This window comes from Aliikangiella litoralis, from assembly GCF_052495765.1.
Genome location: NZ_CP199292.1, coordinates 1,790,325 through 1,810,395, shown reverse-complemented (window position 1 = coordinate 1,810,395; position 20,071 = coordinate 1,790,325). Strand labels below are relative to the sequence as shown.

11 protein-coding genes are annotated in these 20,071 nt (G+C 38.5%); 7 read left to right on the top strand and 4 right to left on the bottom strand.

The annotated features are described in order from the left end of the window. Positions 1-80: 80 nt before the first annotated feature. Positions 81-1,097, bottom strand: a complete 1,017-nt coding sequence (locus tag ACT5E3_RS07610; RefSeq protein ID WP_444997699.1) for a phospholipase A — start codon at positions 1,095-1,097, stop codon at positions 81-83. A 124-nt stretch (positions 1,098-1,221) separates the two neighbouring features. On the opposite strand from ACT5E3_RS07610, the gene ACT5E3_RS07605 reads away from it, so the two are divergent. The 7 genes from ACT5E3_RS07605 (at position 1,222) to ACT5E3_RS07575 (ending at position 16,675) form a co-directional block, all read left to right on the top strand. Further along, a complete protein-coding gene (locus ACT5E3_RS07605; protein ID WP_444997698.1) occupies positions 1,222-1,608 on the top strand; it encodes a hypothetical protein in 387 nt (128 codons plus the stop codon). Positions 1,609-1,687: 79 nt separating this feature from the next. Further along, the gene (locus ACT5E3_RS07600; protein ID WP_444997697.1) at positions 1,688-2,446 is read left to right on the top strand and encodes an SDR family NAD(P)-dependent oxidoreductase; all 759 of its coding nucleotides are present in this window, start codon (positions 1,688-1,690) and stop codon (positions 2,444-2,446) included. 696 nt (positions 2,447-3,142) lie between these two features. Further along, positions 3,143-4,204 (top strand): sterol desaturase family protein, encoded by a 1,062-nt coding sequence (locus tag ACT5E3_RS07595; RefSeq protein ID WP_444997696.1) that lies wholly within the window; start codon positions 3,143-3,145, stop codon positions 4,202-4,204. A 26-nt stretch (positions 4,205-4,230) separates the two neighbouring features. Continuing rightward, the gene (locus ACT5E3_RS07590; protein ID WP_444997695.1) at positions 4,231-13,572 is read left to right on the top strand and encodes an amino acid adenylation domain-containing protein; all 9,342 of its coding nucleotides are present in this window, start codon (positions 4,231-4,233) and stop codon (positions 13,570-13,572) included. Next, the gene (locus ACT5E3_RS07585) at positions 13,562-13,849 is read left to right on the top strand and encodes an NAD(P)-binding protein (RefSeq protein ID WP_444997694.1); all 288 of its coding nucleotides are present in this window, start codon (positions 13,562-13,564) and stop codon (positions 13,847-13,849) included. Before ACT5E3_RS07590 ends, ACT5E3_RS07585 begins: the two co-directional genes overlap by 11 nt. Then, on the top strand, positions 13,833-15,599 hold the full coding sequence (locus ACT5E3_RS07580; protein WP_444997693.1) for a phytoene desaturase family protein: 1,767 nt from the start codon (positions 13,833-13,835) through the stop codon (positions 15,597-15,599). Before ACT5E3_RS07585 ends, ACT5E3_RS07580 begins: the two co-directional genes overlap by 17 nt. Before the next feature lie 200 nt (positions 15,600-15,799). Then, positions 15,800-16,675: an arginase gene (locus tag ACT5E3_RS07575; protein ID WP_444997692.1), complete on the top strand. Its 876-nt coding sequence runs from the start codon at positions 15,800-15,802 to the stop codon at positions 16,673-16,675. Between the two features lie 192 nt (positions 16,676-16,867). Here ACT5E3_RS07575 and dinB read toward each other — a convergent pair whose 3' ends face one another. From dinB to ACT5E3_RS07560, 3 genes are all read right to left on the bottom strand, one after another. After that, the gene (gene dinB, locus ACT5E3_RS07570; RefSeq protein WP_444997691.1) at positions 16,868-17,926 is read right to left on the bottom strand and encodes a DNA polymerase IV; all 1,059 of its coding nucleotides are present in this window, start codon (positions 17,924-17,926) and stop codon (positions 16,868-16,870) included. Positions 17,927-18,044: 118 nt separating this feature from the next. Continuing rightward, positions 18,045-19,382 (bottom strand): ATP-binding protein, encoded by a 1,338-nt coding sequence (locus ACT5E3_RS07565; protein ID WP_444997690.1) that lies wholly within the window; start codon positions 19,380-19,382, stop codon positions 18,045-18,047. Between the two features lie 3 nt (positions 19,383-19,385). Then, entirely contained in the window at positions 19,386-20,069 is a 684-nt protein-coding gene (locus ACT5E3_RS07560; RefSeq protein WP_444997689.1) for a response regulator transcription factor, read from the bottom strand. Positions 20,070-20,071 lie beyond the last annotated feature (2 nt).

Genomic DNA, 20,071 nt, shown 5'->3' with positions numbered 1-20,071 from the left:
TACTAGCAAATTGCTAGTACGCTTAGCCCAAAGAGCTGTATCTTATTAATTCAACTCAAGAATAAACAAAAGAAGGTTAATTAAAATAAATCTGTCAACAAAATACCAACACCAAACCTTTCAATAGATTGGTTATAATCAATCAAGCTCTCACCATACCCATTAAAATATTGTGCATATCCTTTAAAGCGATCTCCCATCGGGAAAGTCCAATCCAGCTGTATCGCACCACGGTTATTTGAACGTAAATTATTACGGAACATCATACCAAATGTCTGTTCATCCCATTTATAAGCAGTAGTAAACTCAAAATATCCCATATATTTATTTATATCAGGATTATCATCACCTTCTGGAGAGTTAGGAGATTCTTTTTCATCTTCAGGTAAACGATACCAAGGTTTAAACCCAACCAACCATTTATCGCTTTCCCACATAAAGTTAGCATACACCCTATTCCAACTTCTAGATAACGGTTGCGAGCGTCCATTAGATTGATGTTCCACACCAATAATATTGACCCGGTTAGTCCACCCGCCAATTTCTAAATCATTCATAAAACCATAAAATATCTCAGGCTGATAGTTCGTTTCTCTGAAAGGAGAAGATGCATCACGGTTATACATTTGCCAGTATGACTGAATAGTAAACCCAAAATATAAGATATCTTTACTGACCACTAATGATTTAAATATTGGCGCTTTAAAACTCATTTGAAATTTTGCTTCAACATTATCAAGCTCATCAACAGAACCAGGCAGATCTTTATAGGGTTCTTCATTAGGTTTTCGAATGTAAGTAACAGGTAGCATATAGTTCCTCATATGAGGCGTGATCACATTACGACTGTCTTGCGTTTTAGCTTCATTGATAATTCTTTGCTCAAGTGGAGACTTCTCCTTAACATCTAAAGCAATATGCTGTTCCAGTTTTTTCTGGCACCAAGCTCGAATTTCGCCCACCTCTCGTTTTTCTTCAGATAGGTTTAATTGTTCTAAGTAACATTCTTCTAAGGAATCATCTGACTCATGACTTAGAACAACATTACTGGTTAGACCAACAAAAACTATTAATATATATAGGTGAGATTGTTTCATTATAAATATTGTACTTATTAAATTCATTTCCTATATTTTATTGAAACTATCGCTTCATAGCACCTTATTATTTGTGTTTGAAGCTTTAAATACTTACAGGAAGTGTTTCTTTAGGAGTTTAATTATGTCAGTACAACAGATTCCAGCAATATTGAAATCAATTAGTCCTCAATTTAGAAATCAAGATGCTATCAAAATTACATCATCAGAATTTGCAATGATGAAAGATGTTATACAAGAATATTGCCGAACTTATGATGCTCCTCGACTTTACGGAATGCTGGGGCGAATAGGGCGACGGATGAAACAAGCCAATACTCCACACTTATGGCAGACTGAATTTGAATACTTTGCATCGAGTATGATGCAATCTCTCAAAGATAAAAAATACTGTCGATTAGAAGATACCATTGATGACATCAATGAAATATTTATGCGTGTCAATAAAAGCTCGCTGCCAGGCAGAAATAGAAGTAAAGATAAATCTCAAATTTTAAGTATTTTTGGCTAACTAACAAAAGCGAATTATCGCTTACAACATCTTGCTGGTATAATAAATTACTTTTATTAAAAACCAACGAGAAGTTAATATGTCATTTAATAAAACCCTAGCAGTTATTAGTGGAGGTGCATCAGGGCTTGGTTTAGCCGTTGCACAGCGGATCGCATCTCAAGGCGGAAAAGCAGCCATACTCGATATTAACGATGCTCAAGGGCAAGCAGCCGTATCGGAATATCCAGACAATCTCATTTTTATTCCTACCGATATTAGTCAAGAACAAGCCGTTGATGAAGCCGTTGATAAAGCGGTCGAAGAATTTGGAAAAATCAATCTAGTCGTTGGCTGTGCGGGTGTTCTAGGAGCAGGACGAATTTTAAGTAAAAAAGGTCCGATGCCGTTAGATTTTTTTCAAAAAGTCGTCAATATCAATTTAATTGGTACTTTCTTGTTGACTAGAGCCGCCGCTCGTCACATGCAAAATAATGATCCAATCAATAACGAACGTGGCGTCATTATTCATACCGCTTCAATTGCAGCTTACGAAGGTCAATTAGGTCAGGTCGCCTACTCAGCAACAAAATCAGCTATTGCAGGAATGATGCTACCGCTAGCACGAGAGTTTGCGCAGTTTGGGATCCGCAGTATGGCAATTGCCCCTGGCATGTTTGAAACACAAATGATGGCAGGTGTCCCCGATGATATTAGAGATAAATTATGTGCGGGTATTCCTTTTCCATCTCGTTTTGGTGCTGCCGATGAATATGCACAGATGGTTGAAAGTATTAATGATAACCAAATGTTAAATGGCTCAGTCATCAGATTAGATGGTGCTGCCAGGCTACAATAAAAAACACAAACAACTCAGTGCTTTTATTATGACTGAATGATATATGCGTAAACTTATTATTTATAAGCCTACGCTTGAAAAAGCACTGAGTTAAAAACACATCAAAATTATCCTTTTCAAAATTCTAATTTTTTCAAACAAATTAATTGAGCAATTTATTTCTATTTAAACTATGACCAGTATAATACAAACCTCTCTATTTTAGTTTTATATCTCTAAAAAACCATCACCAAAAATACCCCTCAAAAAACCACAAAAAAATTATCGCTATTTAAATAGAAAAACTTTCACAACTACCGCAACAAACCTCCATTTTCAATAAAAACATCAACAACACAACAACTTCCCATCACACCAATCAAACCTCATAAAAAAAAGGGCTATTCACCATTAAAAAAACATTCAAAACATCTATAAAAAACAGCGTTTCCAGCAAACAAAAATCTCTAACTTTAATAAAAATATTTTTTTTAAAAAAAAATATTGTTTTCATAAAATTTAAACAATAAAGTCCCACCATCTTTAAGCGGCAGAAAAAAAAACAAAAATAAAAAAGCAAAAAAAACATTCATTTAACTCAAAAAAACCTTAACTAAAACAGGGTTAATGAGTTTTTTATAAAAACCGAATATGTTTCTTTTAAATTTTAATATATTTTTTGAATTATAATCATCAGGAATTGGAAGACAGATACAAATGAATATTCAAAAAACCATTAGCTCATTTGAGTTAGAACAAAAAAATCAACAAGAGCAATTAGCAACTAACAATATCGATATAACATTAGAGCAATCATTTTCTAAAAACAAACCATTAGAAACTTTTTTAAAACACGCTTGTTATCCAATTTTAATGTCAGCCGTCGCATTAACAATTTTTTGTGGTTTTTATTTTTCAATAGATTTTGGGTTATGTAATATCACTTTTTTATTTTGTACAATCATTTATTTAGCTATTTGCGAACGTTTTATTCCTTATAAAAAAGAATGGCATCCCAATGCAAAAGAGTGGCGACGTGATGGTATTTATCTTTTTATGACAATGATGGGAGGAGCATCATCAGTTGCTGCTATCTTTTATATAGCTTCATTAGTTCCTCCACTTGATGCCAACATCCCTCTTTGGCTAGAAATTGTACTCACCTTACTACTCACTTCATTAGGCACTTATGTTTTTCATCGAGCAAGTCATGAATTACCATGGCTTTGGCGTTTTCATGGAATTCATCACGCAACCCATAAAGTGAATGTTGGCAACAATGCTCTTAACCATATCTTTGATGTTTTTGGACGACGACTTTTAGCCCAACTACCAATGGCATTAATAGGCATATCGCCTCCTGCTCTTTTTGTGGTAAGTGTTTTCAATATTGCTCAAGGATACTTTTCACACGCCAATGTTGACGTAAAATTGGGCTGGCTAAATTACTGGGTAGGCAGTCCAGAGCAACACAGACTTCATCATAGTGTCGATATCACAGAAGCAGGTCACTATAGTGTTGATATCACCATTTGGGATCGACTATTCAACAGTTATTTTTGGCAGCCAGGTAGAAAACCTATTGAGATTGGCGTTAGAAAGCCAAATACATTTCCATTATCAAATGACATATTCAAAAACTTAATTCATCCATTTAGAAAAAAGAAATATTACTCGCAAGTGCCAGAAAAAAATAAATTTGAGTGGCGGTTTTGGCCCCGACTATTTGTTATTTCATCTGCATTAATCACCGCTGCACTTGTCATGAGTCTCACATAATTTACTTTACAACATGAGGTTTTCAAATGTTAACTGAAGCAAACGCTCCCTGTGAAAAAATTGCCATTGTGGGTATTGGTTGTCGCTTTCCAGGAGGGGCCAATGATTACTCAACTTTCTGGGAAAACATACTCGCCGGCCAAGATTGTATTATACCAACTCCAAAAAATCGTTATAACGCAGAAAGTCTATACAGTAAAGACAAAGCTAAACCAGGGTGTTTAACTGGTGGACGAGGTGGTTATATCGATGGCTTTGACGAATTTGATCCCGCATTTTTTGGAATAGGTCCACGTGAAGCGGAATATATGGATCCACAACAACGCAAATTATTAGAAGTCGCTTGGGAAGCACTTGAAGATGGATGTCAACATCCAAGTTCACTAGCCGGAAAAAATGTTGGTGTTTTTATCGGTGGTTTCACTCTCGACTATAAAATTGTTCAATTCGCCGATCTCAGCTTTAAAGGTTTAGCCGCACATACAGCGACCGGAACAATGATGACTATTTTATCCAACCGTATCTCTTATTGCTTTGATTTTAATGGACCGAGCATGTCTGTAGATACCGCCTGTAGTTCTTCTTTAGTCACAGTTCATTTGGCCTGTCAAAGTTTAATCAATAAGGAAAGCAATGTCGCTTTAGCTGGTGGAGTACTATTGCATATGACGCCACAGTACACCATTACCGAATCAAAAGGCGGCTTTCTATCTCCAGAAGGACTTTCCCGAACTTATGATGCCGATGCTAATGGCTATGTTCGCTCAGAAGGTGTTGGTGTGGTTGCATTAAAACGTCTAGAAGATGCTTTACGTGATGGTGATCCTATTCATGCAGTTATAACAGGCTCGGGCGTTAATCAAGATGGAAAAACCAACGGTATCACCGTTCCTAGCGGCGATGCGCAAACTCGTTTAATTCGCCAAGTCTGTAAACGTTCAGGCATTAAGCCCAAAGAAATTCAATATATAGAAGCACATGGAACTTCAACCCCCGTAGGCGATCCAATTGAGGCAAACGCATTGGGTAAAGTTTTAGCAGAAGATCGCCAACCAGACTCTCAATGCTATATTGGTTCCGTTAAAGCCAACATAGGTCATACCGAAGCTGCAGCTGGCGTAGCTGGTTTGATAAAAACGGCACTGGCGTTAAAACATCAAATAATACCACCTCATATTAATATCAAGAAAGTTAACCCAGCTTTAAACCTTGACGATCAACCATTTGATATTCCACGAGAAGCCACACCCTGGCCAAAGCATGATGGTCTAGCTCGCGCAGGAGTCAACTCATTTGGATTTGGTGGTACTAATGCACATGTGTTGTTAGAAGAAGCCCCTCTTTCAGTTCAACCAATTAAAAAAGCCGCTCCTCAGTATTCGATTCTGCCGCTAACGGCCAAAGATCCAGCAGATTTTACCGAAATGGTAAAACGAATGCGTAAGGCCATTGAGGCTAATCAGAAGGATACTGACTTTTTGCTTAACGCTGGACATACTTTGGCCTATCGTCGCCAATCTCTTGAATCAAAACTTTCATTCGTCTATCAAGATCGAGAAAGTCTATTACAACATATGGATGATTTCCTTGCTAACGAAGCAAACCCCAATATAGTAACAGACACTCAATTGCCCAAAGCCGAACAAAAACTAGTTTGGGTTTTTACAGGAATGGGACCACAGTGGTGGGGAATGGGACGTGAATTATTTCACTCCGAGCCAGTTTATCGTGGAGTCATTGAAGCCTGTGATAAACAAATTAGTCAACAAGCAAACTGGTCACTCATTGAAGAACTGAATAAAAGCGAATCAGACTCTCATATGTCTGAAACCTGGTTGGGACAAACAGCTAACTTTGCTTTACAAATTGCACTAGCAGCCTTATGGCGATCTTATGGTGTACAACCCGATGCAATTGTTGGTCACAGCGCAGGGGAAGCAGCCGCTTTTTATGAAGCCGGCGTATACACACTAGAAGATGCAATCACCGTCATTTTACACCGCAGCCGTTTGCAACATTTACTCGACGGCACAGGTACTATGTTAGCCGTCAGTCTCAATGAGCAAGAGGCACTAAAACTGATCGCACCTTATGGTGATCAAGTCGCCATTGCCGCCATCAACAGTCCAACTGCAATGACACTTGCGGGAGAAAAAAGCGCATTAGAAGAAGTCGCTAAAGTACTTGAAGAACAAGAAATATTTTGTAAATTTCTTACCGTCAGCGTCCCTTATCACAGTGCAAAAATGGATGACATTAAAGCAGAACTATTTGATGCACTAGCTGATATCAAACCGCAAAAAACCAATTTACCGCTGTATTTAACAGCTCGCAATACTAAAGCAATTGGTACAGAACTAGACGCAGCTTACTGGTGGGAGAATGTACGCTACAGTGTTCACTTTAAAACAGCGATCGATCAAATTACCAATGACAACTACCGCTTATTCCTTGAAATAGGCCCCCACCCGGTACTTGCTCATTCAATACTCGAATGCTTATCGGCAAGACAAGTTGACGGAAAAGTAATCCCTTCTATCCGTCGTCTTGAAGATGAAGGCGCACGTTTTAAACAATCTTTAGCCAAGCTACATGCGTTAGGGATTTCTATTGATTGGGAACCCGTTTTTGAAGGAGGTATTGCCACTACCTTACCCACCTACCCTTGGAAAAAAGATCGTTACTGGGCCGAAGCTAAATCAGTCGCGCAAGTTCGTTTAGGAGAAAGCGTACATCCCTTATTAGGACGTCGCCTTCCTTGTGCAGAACCTTCGTGGGAAACTTATTTAGATATCGAGAAACAACCTTACTTAAATGATCATCGCATACAAGGGAATGTACTATTTCCGGCTGCGGGTTATATCGAAATGGCCGCTCAGGCAATGTACTCACTCACAGGAGATACTGCCGCATCAATTGCTGATATCGAACTTTTAAAAGCCCTTTATTTACCAGAAGCCGATACAAAAGCAGTTCAATTTATTTTTGATAAGGACAGTGCCTGTTTTAATATTGCAACCCTGCCCAACGAAGAACAAGATCCAGTTATTCATGCAACGGGTTGCCTGCGAGCCAGCCAGAAAAAAAGACAGCAACAAACTCTTTCAAAACAAGAAATACAAAATCGTTGCGATCTAACAATGGATAGCAAAGAGTGTTATACCAGTTTAAGCGAAATGGGTTATCACTACGGCCCATCATTTCAACCAATCGAAAAAAGTTGGGTTGGAAAAAATGAAGCTCTGGCTTATATAGAGCCCCCATTAATGTTAGGTCAAGATGCTGATAACCATCACTTCCACCCTGCACTAATGGATGCCTGTTTTCAAGTACTTTTAACCACCGAAATTCCGCATCACAATCGTGAAACGATTAATATGCGTTTACCACTATCCATTGCCGAAATTAGAACCGAAAAAATTGGCAGCCAACCGATCTGGGCACATGCAAAAATAACACAGCGTAATACTGATGAGGTCATCGGTGACATTGAAATTTTTGATACTGAAGGAAATCCATTAGGCCTGATCACAGGTTTCCGTGCAGCTAATGTTGAAAAAGCTTCTAGTACAGTTAACCTTTCTACCATTGATAGTTGGCTAACAGAAGTTAACTGGATAGAACAACCACTGCCAGCAGAATTACCTTCTACAACAACAGAAGAAAAAACAGTCAATAATGAGTTAACATTAGTTTTTGCCGATGCCGGATCTTCTTTAACAAAATCGGTGATTCAATTACTCAATGAACGCCATCAATCTTATTGTCTGGTTTCAACAGGTCAGCAATTTAGCTTTGATCCGCTCACTCATATTGCAACCGTTAATCCTGGATCGCTCAGTGACTTAACACAACTGTTTGAAACACTCAAAACAACATACTCTGCAAACATTGGGTCAATTTTATATTTATGGAACTTAAGCTCACCACAACTTATCGATAGTGATGCTTCTCAACTGCTTGCCAATCATGCATATAGTAGCTACCCATTAATTGTGTTAGCACAAGCTATCTCACAAACTCAAAACTCAGCACAACTGCTTGTTGCCACACGAGGTGCACAAGCAGTAACAGCGCAAGATACTCCCGAACCATTAGCAGCTGCAATCTGGGGTGCTGGACGTGTATTGTGGTATCAAGAACTCGTTAATAATCATGGTAAATTAGTTGATCTCGATCCGCTGTCATCAGTAGAAAAAACAGATACGCTCACCGATGCCAAACAGCTTTTACTTGAATTAAAAGCCGAAGATGAAACAGAAACAGCATGGCGTGCAGGCCAACGTTTCAGTTGTCGTTTGCAGCCCGCAACTAACTTATCACGTCCACTCCCTTTACGCTTACGCACTGATGGCTGCTATTTAATTACCGGAGCGCTTGGTGCTTTAGGAAAACTCGTTTGCCAAACATTAGTGAAACAAGGTGCAAGACGTCTCATTTTAATGGGGCGTACCACATTACCTGCGCGTACAGAGTGGCACAAAATTGATCCGAGCACACCTTTGGCTTCACATGTGGCTTTTATTCAACAACTGGAAGCACAAGGCACTGAAGCAATTATTGCATCAGTTGATGTCACTTGTCATGATAGTTTGCATAGTTGGCTTGAAAACTTCCGACAAACCTCTCGCTCACCCATTCGAGGAGTATTTCATCTTGCAGGGCAAGTTCGTGATACGTTAATCAATGACATGACTTCAGAACTTTTTGATGCCGCTTATAAACCCAAAGTCGTTGGTAGTTATTTACTGCACCAGCTCCTGATAGATGAACCACTCGATCATTTTGTTTTATTTGCTTCAGTCGCTTCACTTCTAACCACCGCGGGTCAAACCAACTATGCTGCTGGCAACGCTTTTCTTGATGCACTCGCTCACCACCGACGAGCTCAAGGTATGCCTGGATTAGCGATTGACTGGGGTCCTTGGGCAACCGGTATGATCGAAGAGTTAGGCTTAATTGATCATTATCGTAATAGTCGCGGCATGAATTCTCTTTCACCAGAAGCAGGTATGGATGTGCTAACACGAGTGATTGGGCAAAACCATGCTCAGTTAATGGTAAACACAGTTATTGACTGGCCTTTATTTACCGCTTGGTATCCACGCTTACCGCCGCTGATTACCGATTTAGCAGCCGAGCAAAAAGACAAACAAACAACCACCGAACAAAGCTCTTTTATTGACCGTTTCCATCAAGCTGATGAAACACAGCGCTTAGCTTTGCTTGAAGAACACTTTACTTTTGTTGTTGCCGATGTGTTGCGCATAAAATCCGATCAAATCACCGAAAATAACAGTTTAAATGACTTAGGTTTAGACTCGTTACTTGCTATCGAACTTCGAGCTCGAATTCAGCGCGATATCAAAGTTGCTTTACCTGTAGTAACTCTATTATCAGGTACTCAGGTAAAAGAATTGGTTAATCAGTTATACACTAACTTATCAGAGCAAATCAGTGAAAACTCTGAACCCCAAGAGCAACATAAAAAAATTGAAACTTTCACCAATGAATATAAATATCCACTAACTCAAAACCAAACCGCGTTGTGGTTTCTCAAACACTTAAACCCTGATGGTTTTGCCTACAACATTGGTGGCGCAGTTGAAGTCCGCACCAAACTAGAGCCAGAATTAATGTTTGAGGCGGTTAGAGAATTGATCCGAAGGCATCCCATGTTGCGAACTAACTTCATTCAACAAGAAGATGGCCAAGCGATGCAAGTGATTTCTCCTGATGTATTTGAAGATATTGGTTTAGTTGATGTTGAAAACCATCAATGGGACGATATTTATCAAATGATCATTGACGACTATCGTAAACCTTACGACTTGGCTTACGACCCATTAATGCGTTTCCGTTTATATCGTAGAGCAGATGATCAATGGATCATTATGAAAGCAGTTCATCATATTATTTCCGATGCTATTTCAACCTTTACGTTTATTGATGAGTTACTCGCTCTTTATGAAAGTATGCGACGCAATGAACCAATAACTTTACCACCGATTAAAGCCCGTTATCTGGACTTTTTAAATTGGCAAAATCGTTTTCTCGCCAGTGCCGATGCAGAACGCATGCAAAAATATTGGCTAGAACACTTACCCAATGAAGTTCCGGTGCTCAACTTACCCATCGATAAACCAAGACCTGCTGTGCAAACTAACAATGGCGCTTCTCAGTTTTTTGTACTGGATAAGGTGTTGAGTAAACGAGTTCAAGAATTTGCTAACCAGCAAGGCGTGACTGTTTTTATGGTATTACTCTCAGCTTATTATGCGCTACTTCATCGCTACTCAGGCCAGGATAATATTATTGTAGGCAGCCCAGTACTCGGACGCACTGAACCTGAATTCGCACAAGTCTATGGTTATTTTGTTAACCCATTACCTCTGCATGCCGATTTAAGTGACGATCCAAATACACTGAATTTACTCAATCAGGTTCAGCAAATAGTACTCAACGGTTTAGATAATCAGGAATATCCATTTGTCATGTTGGTCGATAAACTCGGTTTACAACATGACCCAAGCCGTTCGGCCGTTTTTCAAGCTATGTTTATTTTATTAGCCCACAAAGTTTCCAGTGAACAATATGGTTATCGTTTAGATTATATTGAGCTCCCCGAAGAAGAAGGTCAGTTCGACTTAACACTTTCTGCCTATGAAGATCAATCAGATGGTTGTTTCCATTGTGTTTTCAAATACAACACCGATTTATTTTTAGCAGAAACTATGGCTCGTATGACCAAGCATTATCAAAACTTGTTAGAAGCTATGTTAGAGAAACCAGACACGGCTATTTCAAAATTAAAGTTATTAAGTTCCGAAGAAGAACACTACTTACTACAAGAATGGAGTGGCTCAACACAAAAAGTAGAAACACTCTCCCCTATCACATCGTTAATTGATACTTATTCAGATAGTAAAAAAATAGCTGTCAGTATGCCGTTAGCCAGTGGTGGAAAACAACAACTGAATTATCAACAGTTGATTAAGCAATCGACTCAATTAGCAATTAACTTACAACATCAAGGAATTGGACAAGGTGCTATTGTTGCCTTATGCCTACCTAAATCACCGGAATTAATAATAGCAATATTAGGAGTGCTTAAAGCAGGTGCCGCCTATCTGCCATTAGATCCTGACTACCCTGTTGATCGTCAAAGTTATATGCTCAACCATGCCAATGTTAGCTTAACAATAGTCGATACCATTGCTCGAAAAGATACGCTGGATTGGGATGGTCAATGTCTTCAACTTGATGATCCTCAGCTCACAAGAATCAACAAAAAACAATCATTAAAACCAATCTCATTGGAAGATCTGGCTTATGTTATTTATACCTCAGGTTCAACAGGTCGACCTAAAGCAGTTGAAGTAACACATAATAATCTTGCGGCCATTTATCAAGGTTGGGAGCAACACTATCACCTTAAAGATAAAGTCGATACTTTCGGACAAATCGCTAGTTTTTCTTTTGATGTTTTTGCCGGAGATTATTTACGAGCATTATGTTCCGGTGGTACTTTGGTGTTAATAGAGCGAGAAACTTTATTTAATACTGCACAACTCTACGAAACACTCCTCGCTGAACAAGTCAACTGCATTGAATTTGTTCCAGCAATAGCTCGCAGTTTAATGAACTATTGTGAAATTGAGCGAAAACACCTCGACTTTATCCGCTTACTTATTGTCGGTTCCGACGCATGGAAAGTTGAGGAAATGAAACGCTTGCAAAAACTCTGTGCTCCATCAGGTCGCTTAGTCAACTCTTATGGCTTAAGTGAAGCAACCATTGACAGTACTTACTTTGAAGGCCCTATTGATGAACTGGAAAATGGACGCATGGTACCTATTGGCCGCCCTTTTACTAACAGCGAAGTTTACCTGCTTGATCAACACCAACAACTTGTACCTGTTGGTGTTCCCGGCGAATTGTGGATTGGTGGCGCAGGTGTTGCCCAAGGTTATGTCGCTGCACCCGAGTTAACTGCACAACGTTTTCAAACCATTCAACTAGGCGAACATTGTCAACGATTATATCGAACAGGCGACTTAGCTCAATGGGATCCCTATGGCTCATTACATTTACTTGGGCGAGCAGATAATCAAATTAAAGTTCGCGGACATCGTATTGAAACAGGAGAAATAGAAACCCAGCTAAAAACATTTCCTGGCGTCTCAGATGTAGTGGTTACTATCCAAACGGATACACGCAATGAAAATCAACTTTGTGCTTATTGTGTTCCAGCTAAAAATATAACTTTAGACACCAAAGAGCTCCGTCAACATTTGGGGATTCACTTACCGACTTACATGATCCCAACTTGGTTTGTCATCGTTGATACACTACCTTTATCACCTAACGGTAAGGTCGATATTAAAGCTTTACCGACCCCGCAAGTCAACGAAAGCCAAGAAATTATTGAACTTCCTCAAACACTGTACGAAGTTCGAATGGCTGAACATTGGAAACAATTACTTGGTTTAAAACAAGTTGGTTTACAACAAGACTTTTTTGCTGTGGGTGGTAGTTCTGCCAAATTGATAGAGCTCATTTATTATCTACAAACAGAATTCAATATTACTATTTCGGTGAGTCAGCTATTTAAAATATCAACGCTTTACGGTATGGCTAAAACACTCGAAAATATTATTATTGGTCGCGAAACAGGCTCACAACCTTATTTAAAATTTAATTCAAATCAAACAGAGAATTTATTTTGTTTTCCTCCCGCTGGTGGCCATGGACTGGTTTATCGACGCTTAGCAGCAGCCATGCAAAATTACTGCTTTGTTTCATTTAATTATTTAGTCGGTGATGACAAAGTTAAGCACTATGCCGATCTCATTGAGGCACAACAGGCAACCGGGCCCTACACTCTCTTTGGTTATTCCCTCGGAGGAAATTTGGCCTTTGAAGTCGCCAAACTATTAGAAACAAGAGGCCATACAGTACGTCACCTTCTAATGATGGATGCTTACCGTACCAGTGAAACTTTTGAGTTTAAAGAAACCATCATATCTGAGTTTGAAAAAGAGTTAAGCGAACATTTATTAAAACATACAGGCTCAAATATTGTGGCAGATGAAACACTTGAACAAGCACGAGACTATATTAGCTTTTCAAGTCAAACCATTAATTCAGGCCAATTAAATGCACCGATTAGTGTGATTGCCGATGAAGACAAAGTTGACCTTTATGCTTCGGGAGAGAAAGGGAGTTGGCATGGAAGTTCAAACAAAAACATTAACGTTTTAAAAGGCTCAGGAAAACATGCCGATATGCTCGACGAAGGATATGTTGATACTAATGCCAAATTGGTCATAGAAGCATTAAACAGGAGCACTGCACATGCCTCTTGATTTATCAAAAGGTCAACCCGCTAATACAAAAAAAAAGCGTCCAAAAGTTTTAATTGTAAGAGCGGGTGTAGCAGGCATGGCAACAGAGGCCTATTTACAAATGAATGGCTTTGATACTCATATTGTAGAGCGACATGTCATACCTGGAGGCTGTTGCACAGCATGGTTACTCGGTTCAGCACCTAGTGATGATGCCGATCAAGTATCCCAAATTAATAACGATATTGACTTACCACTCAAACCAAAAAAAGGAGCTAGTAATGTCTCAGCCGCATAATTCCTCTAGAGAATCAATGATAATTATAGGCGCAGGACTCGGCGGACTATCCACCGGTTGCTACGCACAAATGAATGGTTACCAAACTCAAATTTTAGAAATGCACGAAATTCCCGGCGGTTGTTGCACGTCGTGGGAAAAAGGAAAATTCACTTTCGACTGGTGTGTTAGTTGGTTGTTAGGAAGTGGACCTGGAAATGAAATGCATCAAATATGGCGGGAAATTGGTGCTCTTGATGGTAAAGAAATACGTCACCCTGAAATTTTTAATATTGTCACTACGGCAAATGGACAATCCGTACGGTTTTATTCTGATCCCGATAAACTACAACAGCATTTAACAGAGATTTCACCTATTGACGCAAAGCAAATCAAATCATTCTGCGATGGTTTACGACAATTTATCAAATGCTTAAAAGTCTATCCGTTCTTGCAACCTGTTGGTCTGATGAAATGGTATGAACGTTGGCTCATGATGGCTTCATTTGTTCCCTATTTTAATCTTATTCGTAAAACAATTACCGTTTTAATGAGTGATTATTCTGCTCGTTTTAAAAATCCAACTTTACGTGAAGCCTTTAACTTTATTCTTTATGAAAAACATCCAAATTTTCCGGTGCTACCTTTTTATTTTCAGTTAGCTTCTCACGCAACTCACTCCGCTGGCGTACCAGAAGGCGGTTCATTGGAATTAGCAAAATCGATTGAAAGTCGCTTTTTAAAACTGGGTGGTCAAATAAGTTACAATACTAAAGTGGAAGAAATTTTAGTTGAAAATGATAAAGCGATTGGCGTGAAATTATCTGATGGTACAGAGCGCTATGCTGACATTATTGTTTCTGCAAGCGATGGTTATACAACTGTCATGAAAATGTTAAAAGGCAAATATTTAAACGACACATACCGAAAGCTTTATACTGAAACGATTAAGCAACCAGGAATGGTATTTCCAGGTTATTTCACTTTGTTTTTGGGGTTAAATCGCGAATTTCCCGAAGGTGAATATTGCACCACCTATATATTACCTGACGAATTAGCTAAAAAATTACCAGGCATCACTCATCCTAGTATTAACGTACAATTTCGTAATGCTTTATATCCCGAATTAGCACCAGAAGGTACAAGTATTATCTATCTGAGTTATTTTTGTGATATTGAACCTTGGCGAGAACTAGCGGAAGGAGAAGAACAAGTAAGCCGAATGTTTAAAGGTGAAAAGGTTCACACGCTTCCTGTTAAGCGAGGTCCTAAATACCAGTCGGCAAAACGTCAAACAGCTAACCTACTTATTGATTTTTTAGACAGTCACATTCCAGGACTAAAAGATGCAGTGACCACCAAAGATACAGCCACCCCTTTAACACAAGTACGTTACACAGCTAATTACGATGGTTCAGTGCTTGGTTGGCAACCATTTGTTGAAAGCGGTGAAACACTAGAAGACGAAGTTAAACGTATTGGGCCCGGTATGCCAGGATTAAAAAACTTTTATTTATCAGGAGTTTGGGCAACTACAGGTGGCTTAATCCGTGCAGCAGCAGCAGGTCGGCATGTCTTACAATTTATTTGTAAAGATGATAATAAAACATTTCATGCTGAAGTCGATCCCAATGCTGTCGCACCAACTCATGTGATCTATAAAGAGCGAAAAAAACAGACAACAACAATAGCCCCCCCTGTTGGTTTACCAATACAAGCACCTCATGTTATGAATACCAACAATGTTTTAGCGAAGTCTCATAAAACATAAAGGTCACGATTTTTTGGTAGAAAAACCAGTGTTCGTATTAATAAAAAGACCATTGCGAACGCTGGAGCAATACTCCATGACACTAAATAAGATTGAATTTTTATATCCTTTTTATTTTCATGTCATGTAACTAGGTTTAAATAACCTGAATCAAACAATAAAATATTTTTAGCGTTAAGCTTCAAAAAGAGATAAACATAATGCAACCCAAAAGTGTCATTACAGGATATGCTTGTGGTCAAGGTGCCAGAAACAATCGAACGCGTTTAGGGCCTAAAGAATGTCAAAATTTTTTTTCAAAGCAACCAGAAAAAGAAAGCTTTTGTTGGGGGAAAATTATTGAACATGACGACATTCATATTAATAGTACTGGTTTGGAAGCTATGAATGTAGTATCTGACTGTTGTACGCTTTTATCACAAGAAGTTAGCTCAATAATCAGTAATAAAGAATTTCCAATTGTTATTGGTGGCGATCACTCTTCAGCCGTTGGTACATGGAGTGGGGTTGCTTGCGCTACTCGCCAGGTAGGCAATATGGGATTACTTTATATTGACGCTCATATGGACAGTCATACATTTGAGTCAACACACAGTGGTTATATACACGGAATGCCAATTGCCGCTTTATTAGGACATGGTTATAGCGCTTTAACAAAAATTGGCGATGCTAATCCCAAAATACAGCCCGAACATATCTGCATGCTTGGCATACGGGATTATGAACCAGAGGAAAGAGCTTTGTTGGAAAAACTGGGCAGTAAAATTTTCTACATGGAAGAAATTGAGCAACGAGGTTTTTCTATTGTTTTTCAAGAAGCATTAGCTCACCTTAGAGCACAATGTGACTTATTTGGTATGAGTATTGACATTGATGGACTATGTCCTAAAGATGCCCCCGGAACTGGCTACCATATTGCCAATGGCATAAAAGCAAAAGATCTTTTAAATAATATTAAACATTTAAAACAAGATCCTCAATTTTGCGCGTTAGAAATTGCCGAGTTTAATCCAGAAAATGATGTTCAAGAGCGAACTCTCAATATTATCAAAAATATCATATTGGCGATTGAGTGAAAATTAAGGCCTTATAAAAAAGTTCAATTATAGCTAAATCACTATCACTTGGCATAGAGAAAAGTCAGGGATTTTTGTCACTATTAAGGCGTCTGGCGCAGTGCATAGCCGCTCTATGGACAAGTCAGACAACGAAAAGAGCGGCAAAAATAGCGGCTTTTATTGTGACAATTTATAGTGATTTAGCTATAACTAAAAAGGAATATCTAACTGCCTATTAGCTAGCTTTGCTACTTTTTCTGGAAAACGAATACCTATACCCAATAAGCGTATTGGTTGTGGGTATTGTTTCCTTAAGCGTTTAAATAGTGCAACTAACAACTGAACATCCAGCCCAATGGAAATCGATTCCGCAGTATGTAATGTAAAATCTTCGAGTTTGACTTTCACATAAACTTTTCGAATACTTTCTGCATTATCTAACTGGTTGAGACGCCTTGATAAACTAGATACCAGTTGGTGTAATTCATTTTCACAATCTGACCAGTCAGTTATATTTTCTTCAAAAGTATTTTCAACACTCAATGATTTTCTTGCTGAATGAGCATTCACTTCACGTCGATCAATTCCTCGGCATAAATCGAATAAATACTTTCCTGTTTTTCCAAATTTTTTAAGTAAAATGCTTAAGTCAACTTGCCGTAATTCTTTGCAGTTAAAAATATCCATAGCTTCTAGTTTAGCCGTCATTACTTTCCCAACACCATGCAGTTTTTTAACAGGTAACTGTTCAATAAATGCTAACTCATCTTCTGGCAATACAACTTTTAAACCAGCCGGTTTATTCCAATCACTGGCAATTTTAGCCAAAAATTTAGTTCTAGCCACACCGGCAGAAGCCGTTAGTTGGGTTGCCTGATAAATATCATGGCATATCGACTGTGCAATCCAGGTTGCACTACCATGACATTTATCTGAATCGGTTGTATCTAAATAAGCTTCATCTAATGACAGTGGCTCAACACGTTCAGTGTATTGCGAAAAAATCTCTCGGATTTTGATGGATTCCTGCTTATATTTATTGATATTTGGTCTAACAAAAATGAGTTCAGGGCACAATTTGGCAGCTTGTGCCGATGGCATAGCCGAATGCACGCCAAAACGACGAGCTTCATAATTACACGTTGAAACAACACCCCGTGAGTGAGGATTTCCACCAACAGCGACAGGCATTCCAGCTAAATCAGGATCATCCCTCTGCTCAATTGCTGCATAAAAACAATCCATATCAACATGAATGATTTTTCGCATATCTAATATTTACCAGAAAAAAAAAGCACTACTCAAACTAGTAGTTATCATAACACAAAAGAGAGGAATAATAAGGGAATAATAAATTATTCGTAGTTAACTTTTTAACATTGGCCAATTAATAAGGAACAATTAAACTAAATGCAGCGCCACCTAATTCACTTTTTTCGATATGTATATCACCTTTATAGATCTTAATAATATCCATAACAATAGATAAACCTAAGCCTTGTCCTTCCGCTTGTTGATCTAAACGTTTTCCTCGATCGAGAATTAGTCGCCTTTTCTTTTCCGGTACACCTATTCCATCATCTTCAACTTTTATAACAACACTTTTATCTTGATTAAATGCATTAATTTTGACTTTAGACTTTGCAAATTTACAAGCATTATCAGCAAGATTGCCCATTAGCTCCATCAGATCGCCTCTATCACCAGGAAAATAACAACCTTTTTCTACTTGATAGGATATGTTCAGTGACTTTGCTACATGAACTTTGTTTAAAGCATCTACAATCTTTTTAATATCCGGCTCTATTAACGACTTTCTTCTCAAAGTTTGTCCGGCAGTAACCACAGAGCGGTTTAATTGATAACGAACAATATCATCAATTCTTTCAACTTGTGCCATTAGTAAGTCGTATTCTTTTGTCTTCGCAGCACTGCCTAATTCACTTTTAATAATCGCTAATGGTGTTTTAATACTATGTGCTAAGTTGCCTAATGTATCACGATAACGTGATTTCTGTTGGCCTTCGCTCTCAAGCAATTGGTTAATACTAGAAGTTAATGGTAAAAGTTCACTAGGAAAGTTTCCATTCACTTTTTCGACATCGCCTACACTGATCAGCTCTATTTGCTCTTGAGCATCTTTGAGTGGTTTTAAAGAACGGTTAAGAGCCAGTATTAATATTAAAATTAAAGAAACCGCTGTAACGGATAACCAAACAAATATTTCTCTTTTAAATTTACGGACCGAACTCCTTAATATAGACTGGTTTTCTCCTATCAGAAAAAGATACTCCCCTTCCATGCCATTCTCATGCTCCCATATTATTTTATCCCCAATCCAAAACATCTGCCTGCCATCTAACTCAGCTTCCGTCATTTTTGCAATAGAATACTTTAGGGCAATATGTGGTAAAACAGAAAAGTTGTCACTAGAACGCGATCGCCAAATTAGATCGCCATCAACATCTAAAACATAAGCGACCAAGCCGGAATTCAAATGATTCAATCGATCATTGCGTAATATTTCGGGAATGGTTAACTGTGCATCACGATCTTCTGCAACAGCCATCAAGGCATATATTTGAGCCACTAAGCTTTCTTGAATCCTGGTTTTACTGGCAATGGTATACGCAGACTTTGTAATTAAATAAATAATTGTGAATGCAAAAATAAGTACTAGCGCACTCACCAAGGTCATTCGCTTTTTAAGAGACCAGGTACGCATACGTTAATTTTCAAGAAACTCTGGATTCAAACGATAACCTTGACCACGCAAGGTTTGTATGATTTTTAGATCTTGGTTAGGATCAATTTTTTTTCTGAGCCGCCCCACAAAAACTTCTAAAACATTACTGTCACGATCAAAATCCTGCTCATAAATATGCTCGGTTAGCTCTGTTTTTGAAACAACCTTTTTAGGGTTAAGAAATAAATATTCAATCACTTTATATTCATAGGCAGTTAGTTCGATCACCTGTCCTGTTTTAGATACAGACTGGGCCATAGTGTCTATTTCAATATCGGCAAATTTAATTGTCGGCGATGCATAACCAGCCGAACGCCTTAAAAGAGCATTGCATCTTGCCAACAGCTCTTCAAACTGAAATGGTTTAGCCATATAGTCATCAGCACCGGTAGATAAACCTTCCACTTTATCTTGCCATGAGTCACGCGCTGTTAAAACGATTACGGGTAATTGATTACCTTTATTACGCAACTCGCTAATTAACTCCAATCCAGACATTCCTGGCAACCCTATATCAATTACTGCGACATCAATAGGATATTCTTGGGCTAAAAATAGACCGTCTTCTCCATTTTCTGCCGACTCAACGGCATAACCAGCGGCTTTAAAAGACGCAACTATATTTTCTCTAAGACGCATCTCGTCTTCAACAATTAATACTTTCATAA